This is a genomic window from Brenneria salicis ATCC 15712 = DSM 30166 (assembly GCF_003315515.1).
GTDB classification, from domain to species: Bacteria; Pseudomonadota; Gammaproteobacteria; order Enterobacterales; family Enterobacteriaceae; genus Brenneria; species Brenneria salicis.
On record NZ_QNRY01000009.1, the window covers coordinates 47,375 to 63,125 of the forward strand.

Sequence of the window (15,751 nt, forward strand, 5' to 3'; positions counted from 1 at the left end):
GCTTAGTCTTGAATTTCGCTTAAAGCGAGCCATGCATGACCGAAATCGGCAGACTCGTCTATGGTCAGACACCTCATCCAATAGGAACACACCGATGAAAGGAGTAACGCTGCTGGCAGGTGTGCTAAGCGTTTTATTTAGCAGCCATGCTTTCAGTTCCGCCGACGGTCTTTGCGGTTTTTCCGACGCGGAATGCGGAATACCCGCCCTTCCTTACCTCTTGCCGGATAATGACACGCGCGTCAATTTGATGTTATTGCAGAGCAGCCGCCGCCATATTGAATTACCACTGCCTCAGCCGCTGCCCGATCAAACCCATACGCGCATTGATCCCTTCACGGCCTACCGTGTGATGGGATTGGCGGCGACAGAAGACCCCAGCCAACCAGCCACGTCCGCACCAGACATCACGCCATTGCAGCAAAAGTCTCAGCAGCTTCACCTGTCGCCAACCGTACAGGAGACGTTGGGCGCGCTGACGTCCGGCGAAGGTGAAGGTCGGCAAATATCGAATGATGTGACCACCGTCGAGGCAGTTTTTGACGTGCTGCTGGCCGATCAACAACTAACCGACAGCCAGCGTACCCCGCTGGCGCTGGCGCGAATGAACATGCTGTCGCCCGATTATACGGCGTCCGCCTTATCCTCTGAGCTCGCCCGTGTGCCGGATGAGGGTCATGCCGGATCGCTGAAGCATTATCTGGTCAATGCGCAGGCTTTTTATGAAGGCAAGTTTGATCAGGCAGAATACGGCTTCCAGTCATTGACGCAAGCCTCACAACCGTGGGTTGCCGAAACCGCGCGTTACATGCTGATACGCGTGAAGATCAATCAGTCCATGCAACACGCATTTGACGAATACAACATGTTCGATGCCAGCAAAGCCGACAAGCAAGCGGGTTTGGCCGCGATACAGCGCATTGACGACTATCTGAAGCAATATCCGCAGGGTCTGTACCGCGATTCGGCGCAAGGCCTTTATCGCCGGGCTTACTGGATCATCGGCGATGTGAACGCCCTGCCGAAAACCTATCAGCAGGCATTGGAAAAAACCGATAACGTCGCCGATTTACAGGCATTAAGCGACGAAATTGATAATAAACTACTGGAAAACGCGACATTCATCACTACAGCGGAAAGTCCGATGTTGATGCTGGTGCAGGATCTTAAACGTCTGCGGGCCAATGACGGCAGGACGAACCTGACCGCGCTATCCGCAGACGCGTTGCCGGCTCAGCAACCTTTGTTTGATAATGCCGACATGCAAACCGAGTTTCGTTATTTGCAAGCCGCCTGGCGATTCTATGGTCAGAAAGATTATGCCGCCGTGGTCAATCTTATCCCGGTGACTGACGAGCGCGATCTCACGGACACCACCCGCTTTAGTTTACAGGTGTTGCGCGGTCAGGCGCTTCAGCGGCAGTCACGCTGGGATGAAGCCGAAACTCACTGGCGTCGTCTGCTGACCTTGAAAACGGACTATACCCAGCAGCAATTTCTGCAACTGGCGCTGGCCGAAACGTGGGTGAAGGCGGGTCATCCTGAGCGGATTTTCGCCGCTGACAGCCCGGTCAAAAACCTGCGCTTCCGTTCGGCTGTCCTCAAAGTCAGCGCCAACGCCGATTTACTGCGGCAACAGACCGGCCCGCAACAAACCCATGAGGAGCGGGCCATCGCCCTGCATACGCTTCTGACCAAATCGCTCACCCACGGCGATTATGCCAGCTACTTGCAAGACAGCGCGCTCAGGAAAGCTATCGCGCCGCTGAAAAGTTCTGAAAACAGCCGTTGGGATCAGGAAAATCTGGCCGTGTTTGACTGGAACGGCAGCGACACAGAATCAGGGTATCAGTGTCCGGCGCTGGATAGCGTGGTGAATACGTTGAACCAGCACGCGAAAGATACCCGCGCGATTAACTGCCTCGGTGAGTTCTTCCTGCGTACCGGCAACAGCGTCGGATTCGACTGGGGGGAAAGCAATATGCTGGATGGGCTGACCAACGCGCTGACACAGTTCAATGGGCGCGAATACAACCGGTTGGATGGCTATATGCAAGTGATTGCCGATGCGAATGCCCCGCCGGAAGACAAGAGCTACGCCCTTTACCGGGCAGTCTATTGCTATGCGCCCAGCGGCTATAACGATTGCGGTCAACAAGACATCAGCAAAGCGACCCGCAAGGCCTGGTTTACCCGGCTGAAAACCGAATTCAAAGGCAGCGTGTGGGCAGACCGGCTCAAATATTACTGGTAACGCAAGCGTTGATGCTGGCCTGGGCGCTGGCATTCAGCGCTCAGGCCGCCACCGTCGACGCCAGCCGCTATCAGGCTTTCTGGCTATGGGTCGCCGTCCGGCCACAGCCGGTCCTGCATCAGGCTCAGACGCTTTATCTGCATCAGGGGGAAATCGCCCGCCGACAGGGGAAATTGGTCTTTCTGCGTCAGGGGCTCCCGCCCAGCAAACTGCGCGTTGCCACTATCTGGCTCTCTTATCGTATGACCACGCTGGATCTTTCAGACCGACATCTCAACCGCATGCTTAAATTGCGCGAGAACTGGCGCAGCCACGGTAATCAGGTTAAAGGGATTCAAATCGATTTTGACGCGAAAAGCTATCAACTGGCAGGCTACGTCGCGTTTTTACAACAACTACGCAAAAGATTGCCAGCGGATTGCCAAATCAGCATCACCGGTTTGCTCGACTGGTCAAAAACGGGCGATGTCGCGCAACTGAACCGCCTGCATGAGAGCGTGGATGAACTGGTGGTGCAGACTTATCAGGGACGTAATACCGTCACCAATTATGTCGATTATCTTCCCGCCCTACTCAAACTGAAACTGCCTTTTCGTCTGGGGCTGGTACAGCATGGCAAGTGGAACAGGCAGTGGCAACAACGGTTGGCGCGCTCGCCCTATTATCGCGGCGAGGTGGTTTTTCTGATCAACCCGCCGTGAAAAACGTAGCCGTCAACCGAAAACCGCCTGCTTGCGCCCGCTTCAGGCACGTCCGCCAAAACCATTCTGCCGCCAGGCTTCATAACTGATGACCGCCACGGCATTCGAGAGGTTCAGGCTACGGCTATCAGGCTGCATCGGAATACGAATACGAAAATCAGGCGGGAAACCGTCCCGGATCGCATCGGGCAAACCGGCGGTTTCCGAGCCAAACAGCAACACATCCCCCGGTTGATAGGCGGGCTGGTCGTAAGGACGACTGCCTTTGGTGGTGCAGGCGAAAATACGTTTGCCGGACACCACCGCCAGAAAATCCTGATAGTTGCGGTGACGACTGACGTTGGCCAGGTCGTGGTAATCCAGCCCGGCACGGCGCAGTTTCTTCTCTTCGAAATCGAAACCCAGCGGTTCGATCAGGTGCAGGCTACAGCCGTTATTGGCGGCCAGACGGATGATGTTTCCGGTATTCGGGGCGATTTGTGGCTCATAGAGCGCAATATGAAACATGGGATAACTTAGCCGCAAAGGAAAATTCCGCGCCAGTATATAACATTCCCCCAGAGCAACCAAAAAAGCCGAGGGCCAGAATAGGATAACTCATGACGACGTTTTGCCCCGTGGCGATTACACTGTAAGTATCGGGGCAAATAACCGTTACCGGCATTCCGGTTCATCCGCAAGATATCACGGTCTTGGCACATAAGGTGCCGTGGAGGACATGATGAAGTATGCATTCACACTGGCGACCGCGCTGCTCACGTTGTTTAGTCTGTCGTGGACGGCGCAGGCCAATACGGTACAAGCGCCATCGGCCCGACAGCAGCAATTCGAAAACGGCATCAGCAGCCAGCGCCAGTTACAACAGCGCATGCAGCAGAATCAACAATCGCAGCAACAACAGTTGAATCAGCAGCTACAGCAACGCAACACGCAGTTGCAACAACAGCGTCAGCAGCAGTTACAGCAAAATCAGACGCGGACACAGCAAGCGACGCCGCAACCAATACCGCAACGACAAACGCCCTGAGTTATCCGCGTTATCCGCTTATAAGCGCACGCCCAACAGGGTCAGTATCAACGGCGTGGTCACCGCGGCCAGCGCCGTTGACATCAGCAGGCTGGAGGCCACCGGGCCGCCCAGCACGTTGAACTGGCGCGACATCAGATACACATTCACGCCGACCGCCATTGAGCCAAGCAGTACCACGACACGGGTTTCCATTTCCGGCAATCCCAGCGCAATCGCAAGGCCCCACACCACCAGCGGCTGCACCAACAGCTTGATGGCGCAAATCACGCTGCTGATTTGCCAGCCGTCGCGGATTTGGTATTCCGCCAGCCCCATGCCGAGCGCAATCAGCGACAATGGCACCGCAATCTGCCCCAGCATGCTCAATGGCTGATCGACATAGCTCGGCAGCGACAGCCCGGTCAGGCTGAAAGCCGTACCGGACAGAATGCCGATGATCAGCGGATTTTTCAGCACGCCCAGCGCGGTCCTGGTAAAGCCCTGCAACGACAACGCCCCGTTACGCGCCCACTCCACCGATACCGTCACCAGCGTCCACAGGATCAGACCGTTGAATACCACCACCAGCGCGACGGACGGGATCGCCTCTTCCCCCAGCATCAGCGTGGCGATCGGCAACCCAAGCATCACATTGTTGGAGAAGATACCGCTCAGCGCAAAAATAGAACCGGAAACGCCATCAAGCCGAAAGATTTTGCGCGCCACGATACGCCCCAGCACAAAAACCACCAGACAGCTACCGAAAAACGCAATCAACAACCGGGCATCCACCACCGGGCGCTTGGAAAAATCGCTCATCAAACGGAACAGCATGGCGGGCATCGCCACGGAAAAGACAAAACGACTCATGCCATCGGTAATGGCGGTCGGCCACTTGCCGTAGCGGATCAGGCAGTAGCCCAATGCGATCAGCACAAACAACGGTAACGACAGAAAAATCTGGTGCCAGAGAGAAATAACAAATGCGGGCATTGAGCCACTTCCTTAATTACCGGCACCCATAGCGGAAAGCCTATACCCGTCACTTGCGCCTCGCAGACGCGTCAGCGTCCCGCGAGACAAGATCGGCTTGGGATAAAGCGGGAAAATTTCAGCCGGTTGCGAAATCCGCCCCGATTAAATCTATCCGGTCAGTACAGATGCAGTCAACGCCCCAATCCAGCAAAATTTGCGCCCGATCCGGTTGATTGACGGTATAGACCAGAATATGCAGACCGGCGGCTTTCAGTTCGGCGACCCGTTCCGCCGTCAGAAGCTGATGATTAAGATGAATGGACACGCATCCGAGACATTGCGTCAGGTGTTGCCAATTCTCGTCCCACTCATCCAATAGCAAGCCGCGCGGCAATTCCGGCACGGCTTGCTGAGCGGCGGCCAATGCCGCTACGGAAAAGGAGGAGAGCAGCGGCGCTATCGGATCATCAGCCCACAACTGACGCGCGGCCAGCGCGATAACCCGCCCGGTCTGCGTGTCCTGACCGGTGGTCGGCTTGATCTCAATATTGGCCGCCATGCCATATTGCGCGCAGCGTTTTGCCACTTCTGAGAGCAGCGGCAATCGCTCGCCAGCGAATGTCTCCCCGAACCAGCCGCCGACATCCAGACCAATCAATTGATCCCACGCTAGCTCGCCCGCAATCCCGCTGCCGTTACTGGTTCGTTCCAGCGTGTCGTCATGCAATAAAAAGATTTGGCCATCCTGCGATAGCTTGGCATCGAACTCGATCATCCGATGGCCCAGACTCGCGCCCACATCAATCGCCGCCAGTGTGTTTTCCGGCGCCAGTGAACCGCCGCCGCGATGGGCGACAATTTTCGGGTAAGGCCAGAGCGTCGTCATTATTTCATCCGTAATCCGCTTTGCGAATCAAACAAGTGCCATGCCTGCTCAGGCAGATGCAGCCAGAGCGTCGATCCAACCGCCGGACAATGTTCATAAGATAAACGTGCGATCACGTTCTGTCCGCCCCACTGCCCATGCGCCAGATTGTCCGCGCCCAACAGTTCCAATGTCGAAACCTGTAGCGGGATACCGCCGGTTTCGCGCGTTGCCAGTTGAATATGCTCCGGTCTTACCCCAAGCGTCAATTCACGTCCGCGCCATTGCGGTTTCGCCGTCGGCAGCGCCAGCGCGATATCGCCGCCAATCTCGAAGCGGCAACCGTCATCGCTGATCCGCCCCGACCAAAGATTCATGGCCGGGGAACCGATAAAACTGGCCACAAACCGCGTAGCCGGACGGCGATAAATTTCCGACGGCGCACCCACTTGCTCGGCAATGCCTTTATTCATCACAATCACGCATTGCGCCAGCGTCATGGCTTCCACCTGATCGTGCGTTACATACAGGCTGGTGGTTTTTAGTCGCTGATGCAGTTGCTGCAACTCCAGACGCATCTGCACGCGCAGTTTGGCGTCCAGATTCGATAGCGGCTCATCAAACAAAAATACCGCGGGTTCGCGCACAATCGCCCGCCCCATCGCGACACGCTGGCGCTGCCCGCCGGAAAGCTCGCGCGGTTTGCGCTGCAATAATGGCATCAGTTCCAGAATACGCGCCGCCTCTTCCACTTGCTGACGAATCTGCGCTTTGCCAAAGCCACGAATTTTCAGCCCATAGGCCATATTGTCATACACATTCATATGGGGATACAGCGCGTAGTTCTGGAACACCATCGCAATACCGCGATCTTTGGGCTCCAGTTCGGTCACACGTTGATCGCCAATGTAGATATCTCCGCTGGTGGCGCGTTCCAGCCCCGCCACCATACGCAGCAGCGTCGATTTTCCACACCCCGACGGCCCGACCATCACCACAAATTCGCCATCGGCGACATCCAGATCGATGGGGTGGATCGCCTGCGTTTTGCCATCATAGGACTTGGTGACGGCCTGAAGTTTTAAACATGCCATAGAAAAACCTTTTGAACGCCGCACAGCAGCACACGTTGATCGGCGAGCAAGCCTCGCCCGTTAATTTTCGCTATCCACCAGACCGCGCACAAACCAGCGCTGCATCAACAACACCACCAACAGCGGCGGCAGCAGAGTGAGCAGCATCGCGGCCATTACCTGATTCCACTGGGTCGCGCCGTCGCCGGAGGCGATCATGCTTTTGATGCCGGCGACCGCCGTCCCCAGATTGGCATCGCTGATGATCAGCAACGGCCACAGATACTGGTTCCAGCCATAGATGAAGGTAATCACGAACAGCGCCGCCAGATTGGTTTTCGACAGCGGCAGCACCATGTCGAAGAAGAAACGCATCGGGCTTGCGCCATCGATGCGTGCCGCCTCAAGCAGTTCATCCGGCAGGGTCATAAAGAATTGCCGGAACAGAAAGGTCGCCGTGGCCGACGCCATCAGCGGCAGTGTCAACCCGGTGTAGCTGTCCATCATGTCCAGCCTGGCGATCACTTCCACCGTGGGGAAAATACGCACCTCTACCGGCAACATCAGCGTCAGGAAAATCATCCAGAAAAACAGGCTGCGCAGCGGAAAGCGAAAATAGACGATGGCGTAAGCGGATAAGATCGAAACCGTGATTTTGCCCAGCGTAATCGCCAACGCCATGACAAAACTGTTCAACAGCATCCGGCCAAACGGCGTCGGGCTGTTGCCCGCGCCATGCAGCCAGATATCGCGCAAGTTTTCCCACAGAAACGAACCAGGCATCAGCGACATCGGCGACTGAAAGACATCCTGATTATTCAGCGTGGCCGCTACAAACCCCACGTACAGCGGGAACAACACGGCGACAATCCCGACGATCAGCATCAGGTGACTGAAAATATCCAGTCCGCGACGGTTCTCAATCATTGGTAATTCACCTTACGTTCAACAAAACGGAACTGGAGCACCGTCAGCCCGATAACCAACAGCATCAGCACCACCGACTGCGCCGCCGAACTGGACAGATCCAGACCGGCGAAGCCTTCCCGGTAAATTTTGTAGATAAGCGTGGTGGTTGACTGCACCGGCCCGCCCGCGGTGGCGGCGTCAATAATCGGAAAGGTATCGAAGAAGGCATAAACCAGATTCACCACCAACAGGAAAAAACTCACCGGCGAAATCAGCGGCAGCGCCAGATTAAAGAAGCGGCGCACCGGCCCGGCGCCGTCAATGGCCGCCGCTTCGGTCAGCGAGCGGGGAATGGATTGCAGAGCGGCGAGGAAAAACAGAAAGTTATAACTGATTTGTTTCCAGATGGACGCCAACACCACCAGGAACATCGCCTGCCCGCTGTTCTGCGCATGATTCCATGAGTAGCCAAGCGAGCCAAGGAAGTGGGTGATCAGCCCCAGGCCGGGATTGAACAGAAACATCCACAGCACCGCCGCGACCGCCGGCGCCACCGCATACGGCACAAGAATTAACGTCTGATACAGGCGGCGGCACCGCATCACATGATCGACCAGCGCGGCCAGAAATAGCGAAATCAGCAGACCAAACCCCGCCACCAGAAAACTAAAGATCAGCGTGGTGTAAAACGAATCCAGATAGTAGCTATCGCTGAACAATTGGCGAAAGTTTTCCATACCCACGAATTCGCTGGACAAGCCAAACGGATCGAGACGTTGCACCGAATACCACAGCGCCTGACCCGCAGGCCAGATGAAGAAAACGACGGTGATGAGCAACTGGGGAAAAACCAGAAGATAGGGAAGCCAACTGCGGCCAAAAACGGGGCGGGCTGATGTCATGCGCTAACTCATTGCAATCAGAAAGGGAAAGGAGCCGATGTCATTCGGCTCCCTATGTCATGGGTTATCTGGTTGATTGCTCAAAGCGACGCAATAAGGCGTTACCCCGCGCAACCGCGCTATCCAGCGCCTGCTTCGGCGCTTTTTTCCCGGTCCAGACGCTTTCCAGTTCTTCATCCACCACGCTGCGGATCTGCTGCATGTTGCCCAGACGCAGGCCTTTGGTGTACGCCAGCGGCGGCTTGTTCAGCATCTGACGCGTGGCGATATCCGCGCCCGGATTCTGCTCGTAGAAATCCTGCCGCTGCGTTAACTCATATGCTGCTTTAGTGATTGGCAGATAACCGGTTTTCTGATGCCATTCCGCGGCCATTTCAGGCTGAGCCAGGAACTGCATAAACTCAGCCACGCCTTTATACGTCGCGGCGTCTTTGCCGTTCATCACCCACAGACTGGCGCCGCCGATAATGGCGTTCTGCGGCGCGCCGGACACCTCGGCGTCATACGGCATCATGCCGACGCCGTAATTGAATTTGGCGTGTTGACGGATATCCGCCAGTGAACCCGACGACGCGGTGGTAATTGCACAATCGCCGTTATAGAATTTTTCGGTGGGTTCGTCCTTACGTCCGAAATAGGTGAAATCCCCTTTCTTGTTCATGTCTTGCAATAACTGGATGTGTTTAATCTGCGTCGGTTTATTGAATTCCAGTACCGCATCAGCGCCATCGAAACCGTTATTTTTGCTGGCGACCGGCAAACCATGCCAGGCGCTGAAGTTTTCAATCTGAATCCAGCCCTGCCAGCCGCTGGCATAGCCGCACTTCATGCCGGACGCACGCAGCTTCGCGGTGTACTCGGCCATTTGCTGCCAGGTTTTTGGCGGCTGTTCGGGGTCCAATCCCGCTTTTTGGAAAGCATCTTTGTTGTAGTACAGTACGGGCGTCGAACTATTGAACGGCTGCGACAGCAGGTGGCCGCTTTTCGCATCGGTGTAATAACCGGACACAGTCGGCACAAAAACCGACTCATCGAAAGGGATACCGGCATCTTTGAACACCTCATAAACCGGTTTGATCGCTTTGCTGGCCATCATGGTCGCGGTGCCGACTTCGTAAACCTGTAAAATCGCTGGCGCATTCCCGGCGCGATAAGCGGCGATCCCGGCGGCCAGACTCTGTTCGTAGTTGCCTTTATAGACCGAAACAATTTTCACATCGCCGTGGGACTGATTAAAACGTTCGACCAGGGAATTGACCTCTTTCCCAAGCTCGCCTTCCATCGAATGCCAGAAAGGGATTTCGGTGGCCGCCTGCGCATTGGCGCTGCAAGCCAACGCTAATACCACACACGCTGTCGCTTTACGGATGTCAGAGTTAAACATGCCAGTCTCCTGCAATAGATAGACGCGCCTGCATCAGAGAGACGCCGTTTTATGAGGGGCATCCTGTCCGCTCCCCTTCGGGCCGTTGCTGGGCAACGTTGAAAAACACACCCTGTGTTTTTTATGGCGCAGGTAACATGACATGTGCGTATGACAGAAAAATAACCGGGGAATGACGGGAGAATGACAAAGAGACTTACCGAACTGAACCTCAATGACTCACGTGACAGTAAACCCGCTCAGGACACAAGGATTTATGAACGCCGCAAATTATGCCAATAACGATAAGCCATACCTTGCGGTAACCGGGTGAACGCGGCAGGAAAACGCCAAGCGTTATTCACTCACCCTCGCGAGCTGACCACTCAATTGATAGTCAAATGAATCGACTTTAAATTTTACAATAGTCTTACGCTATCAAATGGCAACAATCAGCATGTTTTCTACCCACTTATCTGGTAATCAATTTATTCCATCTCCCTTTACAATGGGCAGTCATCTTCTTTCACACCGGTTTTTCAGTCAGGCAAGTGGATGAATCAAAGATACCACTTTCTGGACTATGCATAATAATAAAATGATTTATAAGGCATTTTTCTCTCTCGCCAGTAAATGCATTTATCTGCTGGTCTCCACCTACCAAGGAACATATGAATATGTTAAGAAATATGAAGCTGGGAACCATGCTCGGTTCCGGTTTTGCCATCGTCATCCTGATAGGCTGCCTTGTGGCTTTATTTGGCCGCATGCAACTGGCCGAATTGGGCAACAATATTCAACTGTTATCACAGGTACGTATTAACAACCTGTTGCTGATGCAAGATGTAAAAGACAATATCAATAGCATTTCCCGCTCCGTGCGCAATATTGCGCTAACGGAAAATCGTCAGGAAATGGAAAGCGAAAAGAATCGCATTGATGAACTGCTGTCGCGTAATGCAAAACATCTCGACACACTGCGCAATACCGCGGTATCGCCTGAAGCGCGTCAGCGTGTGCAGGCGCTTGCTCAGTTGAGCCCAACCTACCGTGAGACGCTGAACAAGGCGATCAATTCAGGCCTCTCTGGGCAAATGCAAGAAGCGCGCGCGATATTGTTCGGTGAAATGCGTGACGCGCAGGCCAACGTCTTCAGTGCGCTGGATGAGATGGTCACCTATCAGAAAGGTCTGACGGTGGAGACCGCCAATACATCAGAACGCCAGGCGATAACCGCCGGGACAATGATGCTGATTGCGGTTGTCATCGCGGCGTTGTTAGGTTCATTGATTGCATGGAGCATCACGCGACGTATCAAAAGACAGCTTGGCGGCGAACCCACCTATGCGGTTGAGATCGCCCGGCAGGTGGCAGAGGGAAATCTGGCATTGAAAATTGCGCTGCGCCCAGGCGACAGCACCAGCGTACTGGCCGCCATGACATCCATGCGCGATAGCCTGAGCCACACCGTCGATCAGGTGCGTCAGAGCAGCGAATCCATCGCTACCGGCGCCAGCCAAATCGCCATCGGCAACACTGATTTAAGCCAGCGGACGGAAGAGCAGGCTTCAAGTCTGCAAGAAACGGCAGCGTCAATGGAACAGATGAACGTGACCATCAAGCAGAACACCGATACGGTCAATATGGCGTCGGAACTGGCGCAATCCGCCAGCGTTACCGCGGGTAAAGGCGGCGATGTCGTCAACAATGTTGTCAACACTATGGACGAAATCACCTCCAGTTCACGCAAAATCGGCGACATTATCGGGGTGATTGATGGTATCGCTTTCCAGACCAATATTCTGGCGCTGAACGCCGCGGTGGAAGCGGCGCGCGCCGGTGAACAAGGCCGTGGCTTCGCGGTTGTCGCAGGGGAAGTTCGCTCACTGGCGCAACGCTCCGCATCCGCCGCCAAAGAAATTAAAGAACTGATTGGCGAAAGCGTGGAAAAAGTGGAAGCCGGTTCGCTTCTGGTTAATGAAGCGGGCGACACGATGAGCGAAATCGTCGATCAGGTGCGTCGCGTGGCCGAATTACTGTCAGAAATCGGGGTGACCACCCGCGAACAGTCTCATGGTATCTCGCAGGTTAACGATGCGGTCAATCAGTTGGATGAAGTGACGCAACAGAACGCCGCCCTGGTGGAAGAATCCGCTACCGCCGCAGACAGCCTGAGCGATCAGGCCAAACGACTGGTTGAACTGATGAGTGTTTTCCAGCTTGATGAAAACACGCGCAAACCTAGTCAACAGAAAGCGCCTCGCCCGACTCAGGCGTTGAAATTAGCCAGTAACGCCCCCACGCAGCAAGACTGGGAAGCATTCTAAACACATTGCTCTCCAATCGCTAAAGGTCGCGCATGCGGCCTTTCGTTTCTCGCGGATCTATGCCCTTCCCCTGATATCCTCACAGACAACATCAGCCCCGATGCGGATAAATGCCGCCAATTTATAGCCCTGTTCTCCCCGCGGTCAGAGGTGCATTACCTTTATCATGTTCATTTAATTAATTAATGTTACTTCTAATAGTTAGAGTACGACGTTCATGTTCATCTGTCAGTAAAACCGACCGGCTATCAATTCAGCATCTACACTATTTTTAATGGATTTAACGATACAGAAAGGCGGTAGCCGAATGTATCCCCATAAGCTATTCAAGTCAGCGGCAGCAATCGCCAGCGCAACCTGAAAAATAACGGGTATTTTCCCTAACCTCTGGGATACCACGTTGCCGATCAGTAGAAAAAGGAGAGCAAGGTAATTTATGAACTTTATGAAAAAAATGAAGCTTGGAACGATGCTGGGAACGGGCTTTGCCTCCGTTATCATTATCGGGTTGCTGGTTGCCATTTTCGGCCGGGTGCAATTGGTCTCACTGGGAGATAACATTGAATCGCTGTCTGAAAAAAATCTGGCCAACCTGATGCTGATACAGGACGCCAAAAACGGCTTTGATACCGTCGCCCGCTCGGTGCGCAACATTGGTCTGCATACCGACAGAAATCGTATGCAGGAAGAGAAACTACTGATTGATAAGCAGATCGCTCGCAACATGGAAATTCTAAAACAATTGTATGAGCGATTGTCCGAACCGGAAACCCGCGGAACCCTCGACAGCCTCACCGCCGCCCGTCCCGCCTATATGCAAGCGGTCAAAAGCGCTATCGAACTGGGGCTTTCCGAACAGCCAGGACAGCGGGCGCAGGCGTTAGCCATCATGGTTAACGAAATGCAGGATGCACAGGGCCCGGTGTTCGCGGCGCTGGACAACATGGTGGAGCAACAGGAAAAGCTGACGCTGGCGCTAACCAATAGCTCAATGAGCGAAGCCAAAGCCGATGGCAACTTCATGTTGGTCCTGTCGGTGATCGCGGCACTGGTGGGAATGCTGGTATCGATGTTAATTACCCGCACCATCAAACGGCAACTGGGCGGTGAAGTGGCTTATGCGGCGCAGGGCAATCTGGCCGCCGCGGTCAATTTGCGTCCGGGCGATAACCACAGCGTGCTGGCCGCCATGAACAGCATGCGCGCAAGTCTGAGCACGATTGTCGAACAGGTCCGCGAGAGCAGTGAATCCATCGCCACCGGCTCCAGCCAGATTGCGGCAGGCAGCACCGATCTCAGCCAGCGTACCGAAGAACAGGCCGCCAGCTTGCAGCAGACCGCGGCATCAATGGAAGAGATGAGCCAGACCGTGCGCCAGAATGCCGATACTGTGCGCAATGCCACCACACTGGCGCAAGCAGCCAGCGCCACCGCCGCGAAAGGCGGAGACGCGGTAAACAATATCGTGGTCACCATGAAAGACATCACCGACAGTTCGCATAAAATCGGCGATATCATCGGCGTGATTGACGGCATCGCTTTCCAAACCAATATTCTAGCGCTGAACGCCGCAGTAGAAGCGGCGCGTGCCGGTGAGCAAGGACGTGGTTTCGCAGTTGCCGCAGGGGAAGTGCGCTCGCTGGCGCAGCGCTCCGCGACCGCCGCCAAAGAAATCAAAGAATTGATCGCCAACAGCGTCGAGAAGGTGGAAGTCGGATCAACACTGGTGGCGGACGCAGGCGGCACCATCGAAGAACTGGTGCGTCAGGCGCGAAATGTTGCCGATCTGATCAATGAAATTGGCGTCACTACCCAGGAGCAGGAATCCGGCATTTCCCAAATTCATGACGCGGTGAATCAATTGGATCAGGTCACACAGCAGAATGCCGCACTGGTGGAACAATCCGCCAGCGCTGCGGATAGCCTGAGCGATCAGGCCGCTCATCTGGTAGAACTGATGAAAGCCTTCACCATTGAAGGCGGACAACCGCAACGCGCCGCGCCGAAAACCGCCCAAAAGCCCCCGCGTACCGCACTGGCGCTGACCAACGCGTCCAATAAGGATTGGGAAACATTTTAAGCAGCATAGATTCCAAAAATTAATATCCATTAAAAAACCGCGTCAGCAAGGACGCGGTTTTCAATCGCGTAACGCTTGGACGTCGTTTACAGAGCGCGGCGCAGGCGGGCCACCGCCTCATACATCTGTTCATCCGTCGCGGTCGCAAAGGAAAGACGCAGCGTCGAATAATCAGGCCGGTCAGAAAAGAAAAACTCACCGGGAACGAACACCACGCCCTGATTGAGCGTCTGTTTCAACCATTCAGTGGTATTAAATTCGTGACGGAATTTCGCCCACAAGAACATGCCGCCTTTCGGTTGATTAAAGGTAATGACATCCCCCAATTCCTGTTCAACCAACCGCGCCAGCAACTCGCCTTTGTGCTTATAGGCGTAACGAATCTTCTCGATCTGCGCTTCCAGACGTCCCAACCCCAGATAGCACTCCGCCACCGTTTGCGACAGTGTGCTGGCATGCAAATCCGCCGCTTGTTTGATTATCGCGACTTTATGCAGCAACCACTGCGGCAGGATCGCCCAGCCCAGACGTAATCCCGGCGCCAGCACTTTGGAGAACGTGGAGGTATAAAGCACGTATTCCGTGCTGCCCAGTTCCTCCCGCGCCAACTGAAACAATGTCGGGTTCCGCTCTTCGGTAAAACGCAACTCGCCGTAGGGATCATCCTCAATGATGACAAACCCATAGCGCGCGGCCAACGCTAACAGTTGCTTACGCCGCTCATAGCTCAACGTTACGCCGCTGGGGTTACCAAAGTTCGGGACAATATAGACACCCTTGATCCGCTGTTTTTGCAACAGTTCTTCCAGTTCATCCACCACCATGCCATGCTCGTCGGACGCGACAGACATCACCTGCGCCTGCGCCAATTCCAGCGTTTGCAGCGCGGCGAGATAGGTCGGACGTTCAACGACAAAAACATCCCCCGGATCAATCATGGACCGCATAATCAAATCCAGCGCCTGCTGCGAACCCGCCGTCACCACGATGTCTTCCGCCTGTGTTTTCACGCCGCGTATGGCGCACAGATCGGCGATACGTTCGCGCAGCACGCCGCTGCCCTCTGTCAGCCCATACTGGAAAGCCGTTTTCGGCTGCTCGGTAATGGCTAACTGCGTCGCCTGACTCAACCCGGCAAAATCAAACAGTACATCAGAGGGGATCCCGCCCGCCAGCGAGATAATATCGTCCATCTTGCTATGCTTAAGCAGTTCACGAATAGCAGAACTTTTCAACTGAGCAATGCGGTGCGCCAGTAACCCTTCGTTGGCCATCTTTTTTCAACCCTTCTTA

The 15,751-nt window shown here is 54.8% G+C and carries 13 protein-coding genes; 5 read left to right on the forward strand and 8 right to left on the reverse strand.

The genetic code is table 11. From position 1 onward, the window contains the following. Positions 1-94: 94 nt before the first annotated feature. A complete protein-coding gene (locus tag DES54_RS06175) occupies positions 95-2,254 on the forward strand; it encodes a PA5441 family protein (RefSeq protein ID WP_113865716.1) in 2,160 nt (719 codons plus the stop codon). Continuing rightward, complete coding sequence (locus DES54_RS06180; RefSeq protein WP_113865717.1) at positions 2,224-2,955, forward strand: DUF3142 domain-containing protein; 732 nt, start codon at positions 2,224-2,226, stop codon at positions 2,953-2,955. Before DES54_RS06175 ends, DES54_RS06180 begins: the two co-directional genes overlap by 31 nt. 42 nt (positions 2,956-2,997) lie before the next feature. Here DES54_RS06180 and DES54_RS06185 read toward each other — a convergent pair whose 3' ends face one another. After that, positions 2,998-3,462 carry a tRNA (cytidine(34)-2'-O)-methyltransferase gene (locus DES54_RS06185; protein WP_113865718.1) on the reverse strand — a complete coding sequence of 155 codons (465 nt, stop codon included), beginning with the start codon at positions 3,460-3,462 and terminating at the stop codon, positions 2,998-3,000. 214 nt (positions 3,463-3,676) lie between these two features. Here DES54_RS06185 and DES54_RS06190 point away from each other — a divergent pair, with 214 nt between their 5' ends. Beyond that, complete coding sequence (locus tag DES54_RS06190; protein WP_113865719.1) at positions 3,677-3,982, forward strand: hypothetical protein; 306 nt, start codon at positions 3,677-3,679, stop codon at positions 3,980-3,982. A gap of 18 nt (positions 3,983-4,000) precedes the next feature. Here the strand turns inward: DES54_RS06190 and DES54_RS06195 are convergent, their stop codons facing one another. The 6 genes from DES54_RS06195 to ugpB all read right to left on the reverse strand — a co-directional run bounded on the left by DES54_RS06195 (position 4,001) and on the right by ugpB (position 10,072). Next, positions 4,001-4,957: an AEC family transporter gene (locus DES54_RS06195; protein ID WP_113865720.1), complete on the reverse strand. Its 957-nt coding sequence runs from the start codon at positions 4,955-4,957 to the stop codon at positions 4,001-4,003. A 118-nt stretch (positions 4,958-5,075) separates the two neighbouring features. Beyond that, complete coding sequence (gene ugpQ, locus DES54_RS06200) at positions 5,076-5,825, reverse strand: glycerophosphodiester phosphodiesterase (protein ID WP_113865721.1); 750 nt, start codon at positions 5,823-5,825, stop codon at positions 5,076-5,078. Further along, positions 5,825-6,898, reverse strand: a complete 1,074-nt coding sequence (locus tag DES54_RS06205) for a sn-glycerol-3-phosphate import ATP-binding protein UgpC (RefSeq protein ID WP_113865722.1) — start codon at positions 6,896-6,898, stop codon at positions 5,825-5,827. Before DES54_RS06205 ends, ugpQ begins: the two co-directional genes overlap by 1 nt. A 60-nt stretch (positions 6,899-6,958) precedes the next feature. After that, positions 6,959-7,804: a sn-glycerol-3-phosphate ABC transporter permease UgpE gene (ugpE, locus tag DES54_RS06210; RefSeq protein WP_113865723.1), complete on the reverse strand. Its 846-nt coding sequence runs from the start codon at positions 7,802-7,804 to the stop codon at positions 6,959-6,961. Beyond that, positions 7,801-8,688: a sn-glycerol-3-phosphate ABC transporter permease UgpA gene (ugpA, locus tag DES54_RS06215; RefSeq protein WP_113865724.1), complete on the reverse strand. Its 888-nt coding sequence runs from the start codon at positions 8,686-8,688 to the stop codon at positions 7,801-7,803. Before ugpA ends, ugpE begins: the two co-directional genes overlap by 4 nt. A gap of 64 nt (positions 8,689-8,752) precedes the next feature. After that, positions 8,753-10,072 (reverse strand): sn-glycerol-3-phosphate ABC transporter substrate-binding protein UgpB, encoded by a 1,320-nt coding sequence (gene ugpB, locus DES54_RS06220; protein ID WP_113865725.1) that lies wholly within the window; start codon positions 10,070-10,072, stop codon positions 8,753-8,755. Between the two features lie 650 nt (positions 10,073-10,722). Here ugpB and DES54_RS06225 point away from each other — a divergent pair. Both DES54_RS06225 and DES54_RS06230 read left to right on the forward strand, forming a co-directional pair. Further along, complete coding sequence (locus DES54_RS06225; RefSeq protein WP_113865726.1) at positions 10,723-12,378, forward strand: methyl-accepting chemotaxis protein; 1,656 nt, start codon at positions 10,723-10,725, stop codon at positions 12,376-12,378. Positions 12,379-12,814: 436 nt separating this feature from the next. After that, a complete protein-coding gene (locus tag DES54_RS06230) occupies positions 12,815-14,458 on the forward strand; it encodes a methyl-accepting chemotaxis protein (protein ID WP_113865727.1) in 1,644 nt (547 codons plus the stop codon). Between the two features lie 86 nt (positions 14,459-14,544). On the opposite strand, the gene DES54_RS06235 is transcribed toward DES54_RS06230, so the two are convergent. After that, entirely contained in the window at positions 14,545-15,732 is a 1,188-nt protein-coding gene (locus tag DES54_RS06235; protein ID WP_113865728.1) for an aminotransferase-like domain-containing protein, read from the reverse strand. Positions 15,733-15,751: the final 19 nt, after the last annotated feature.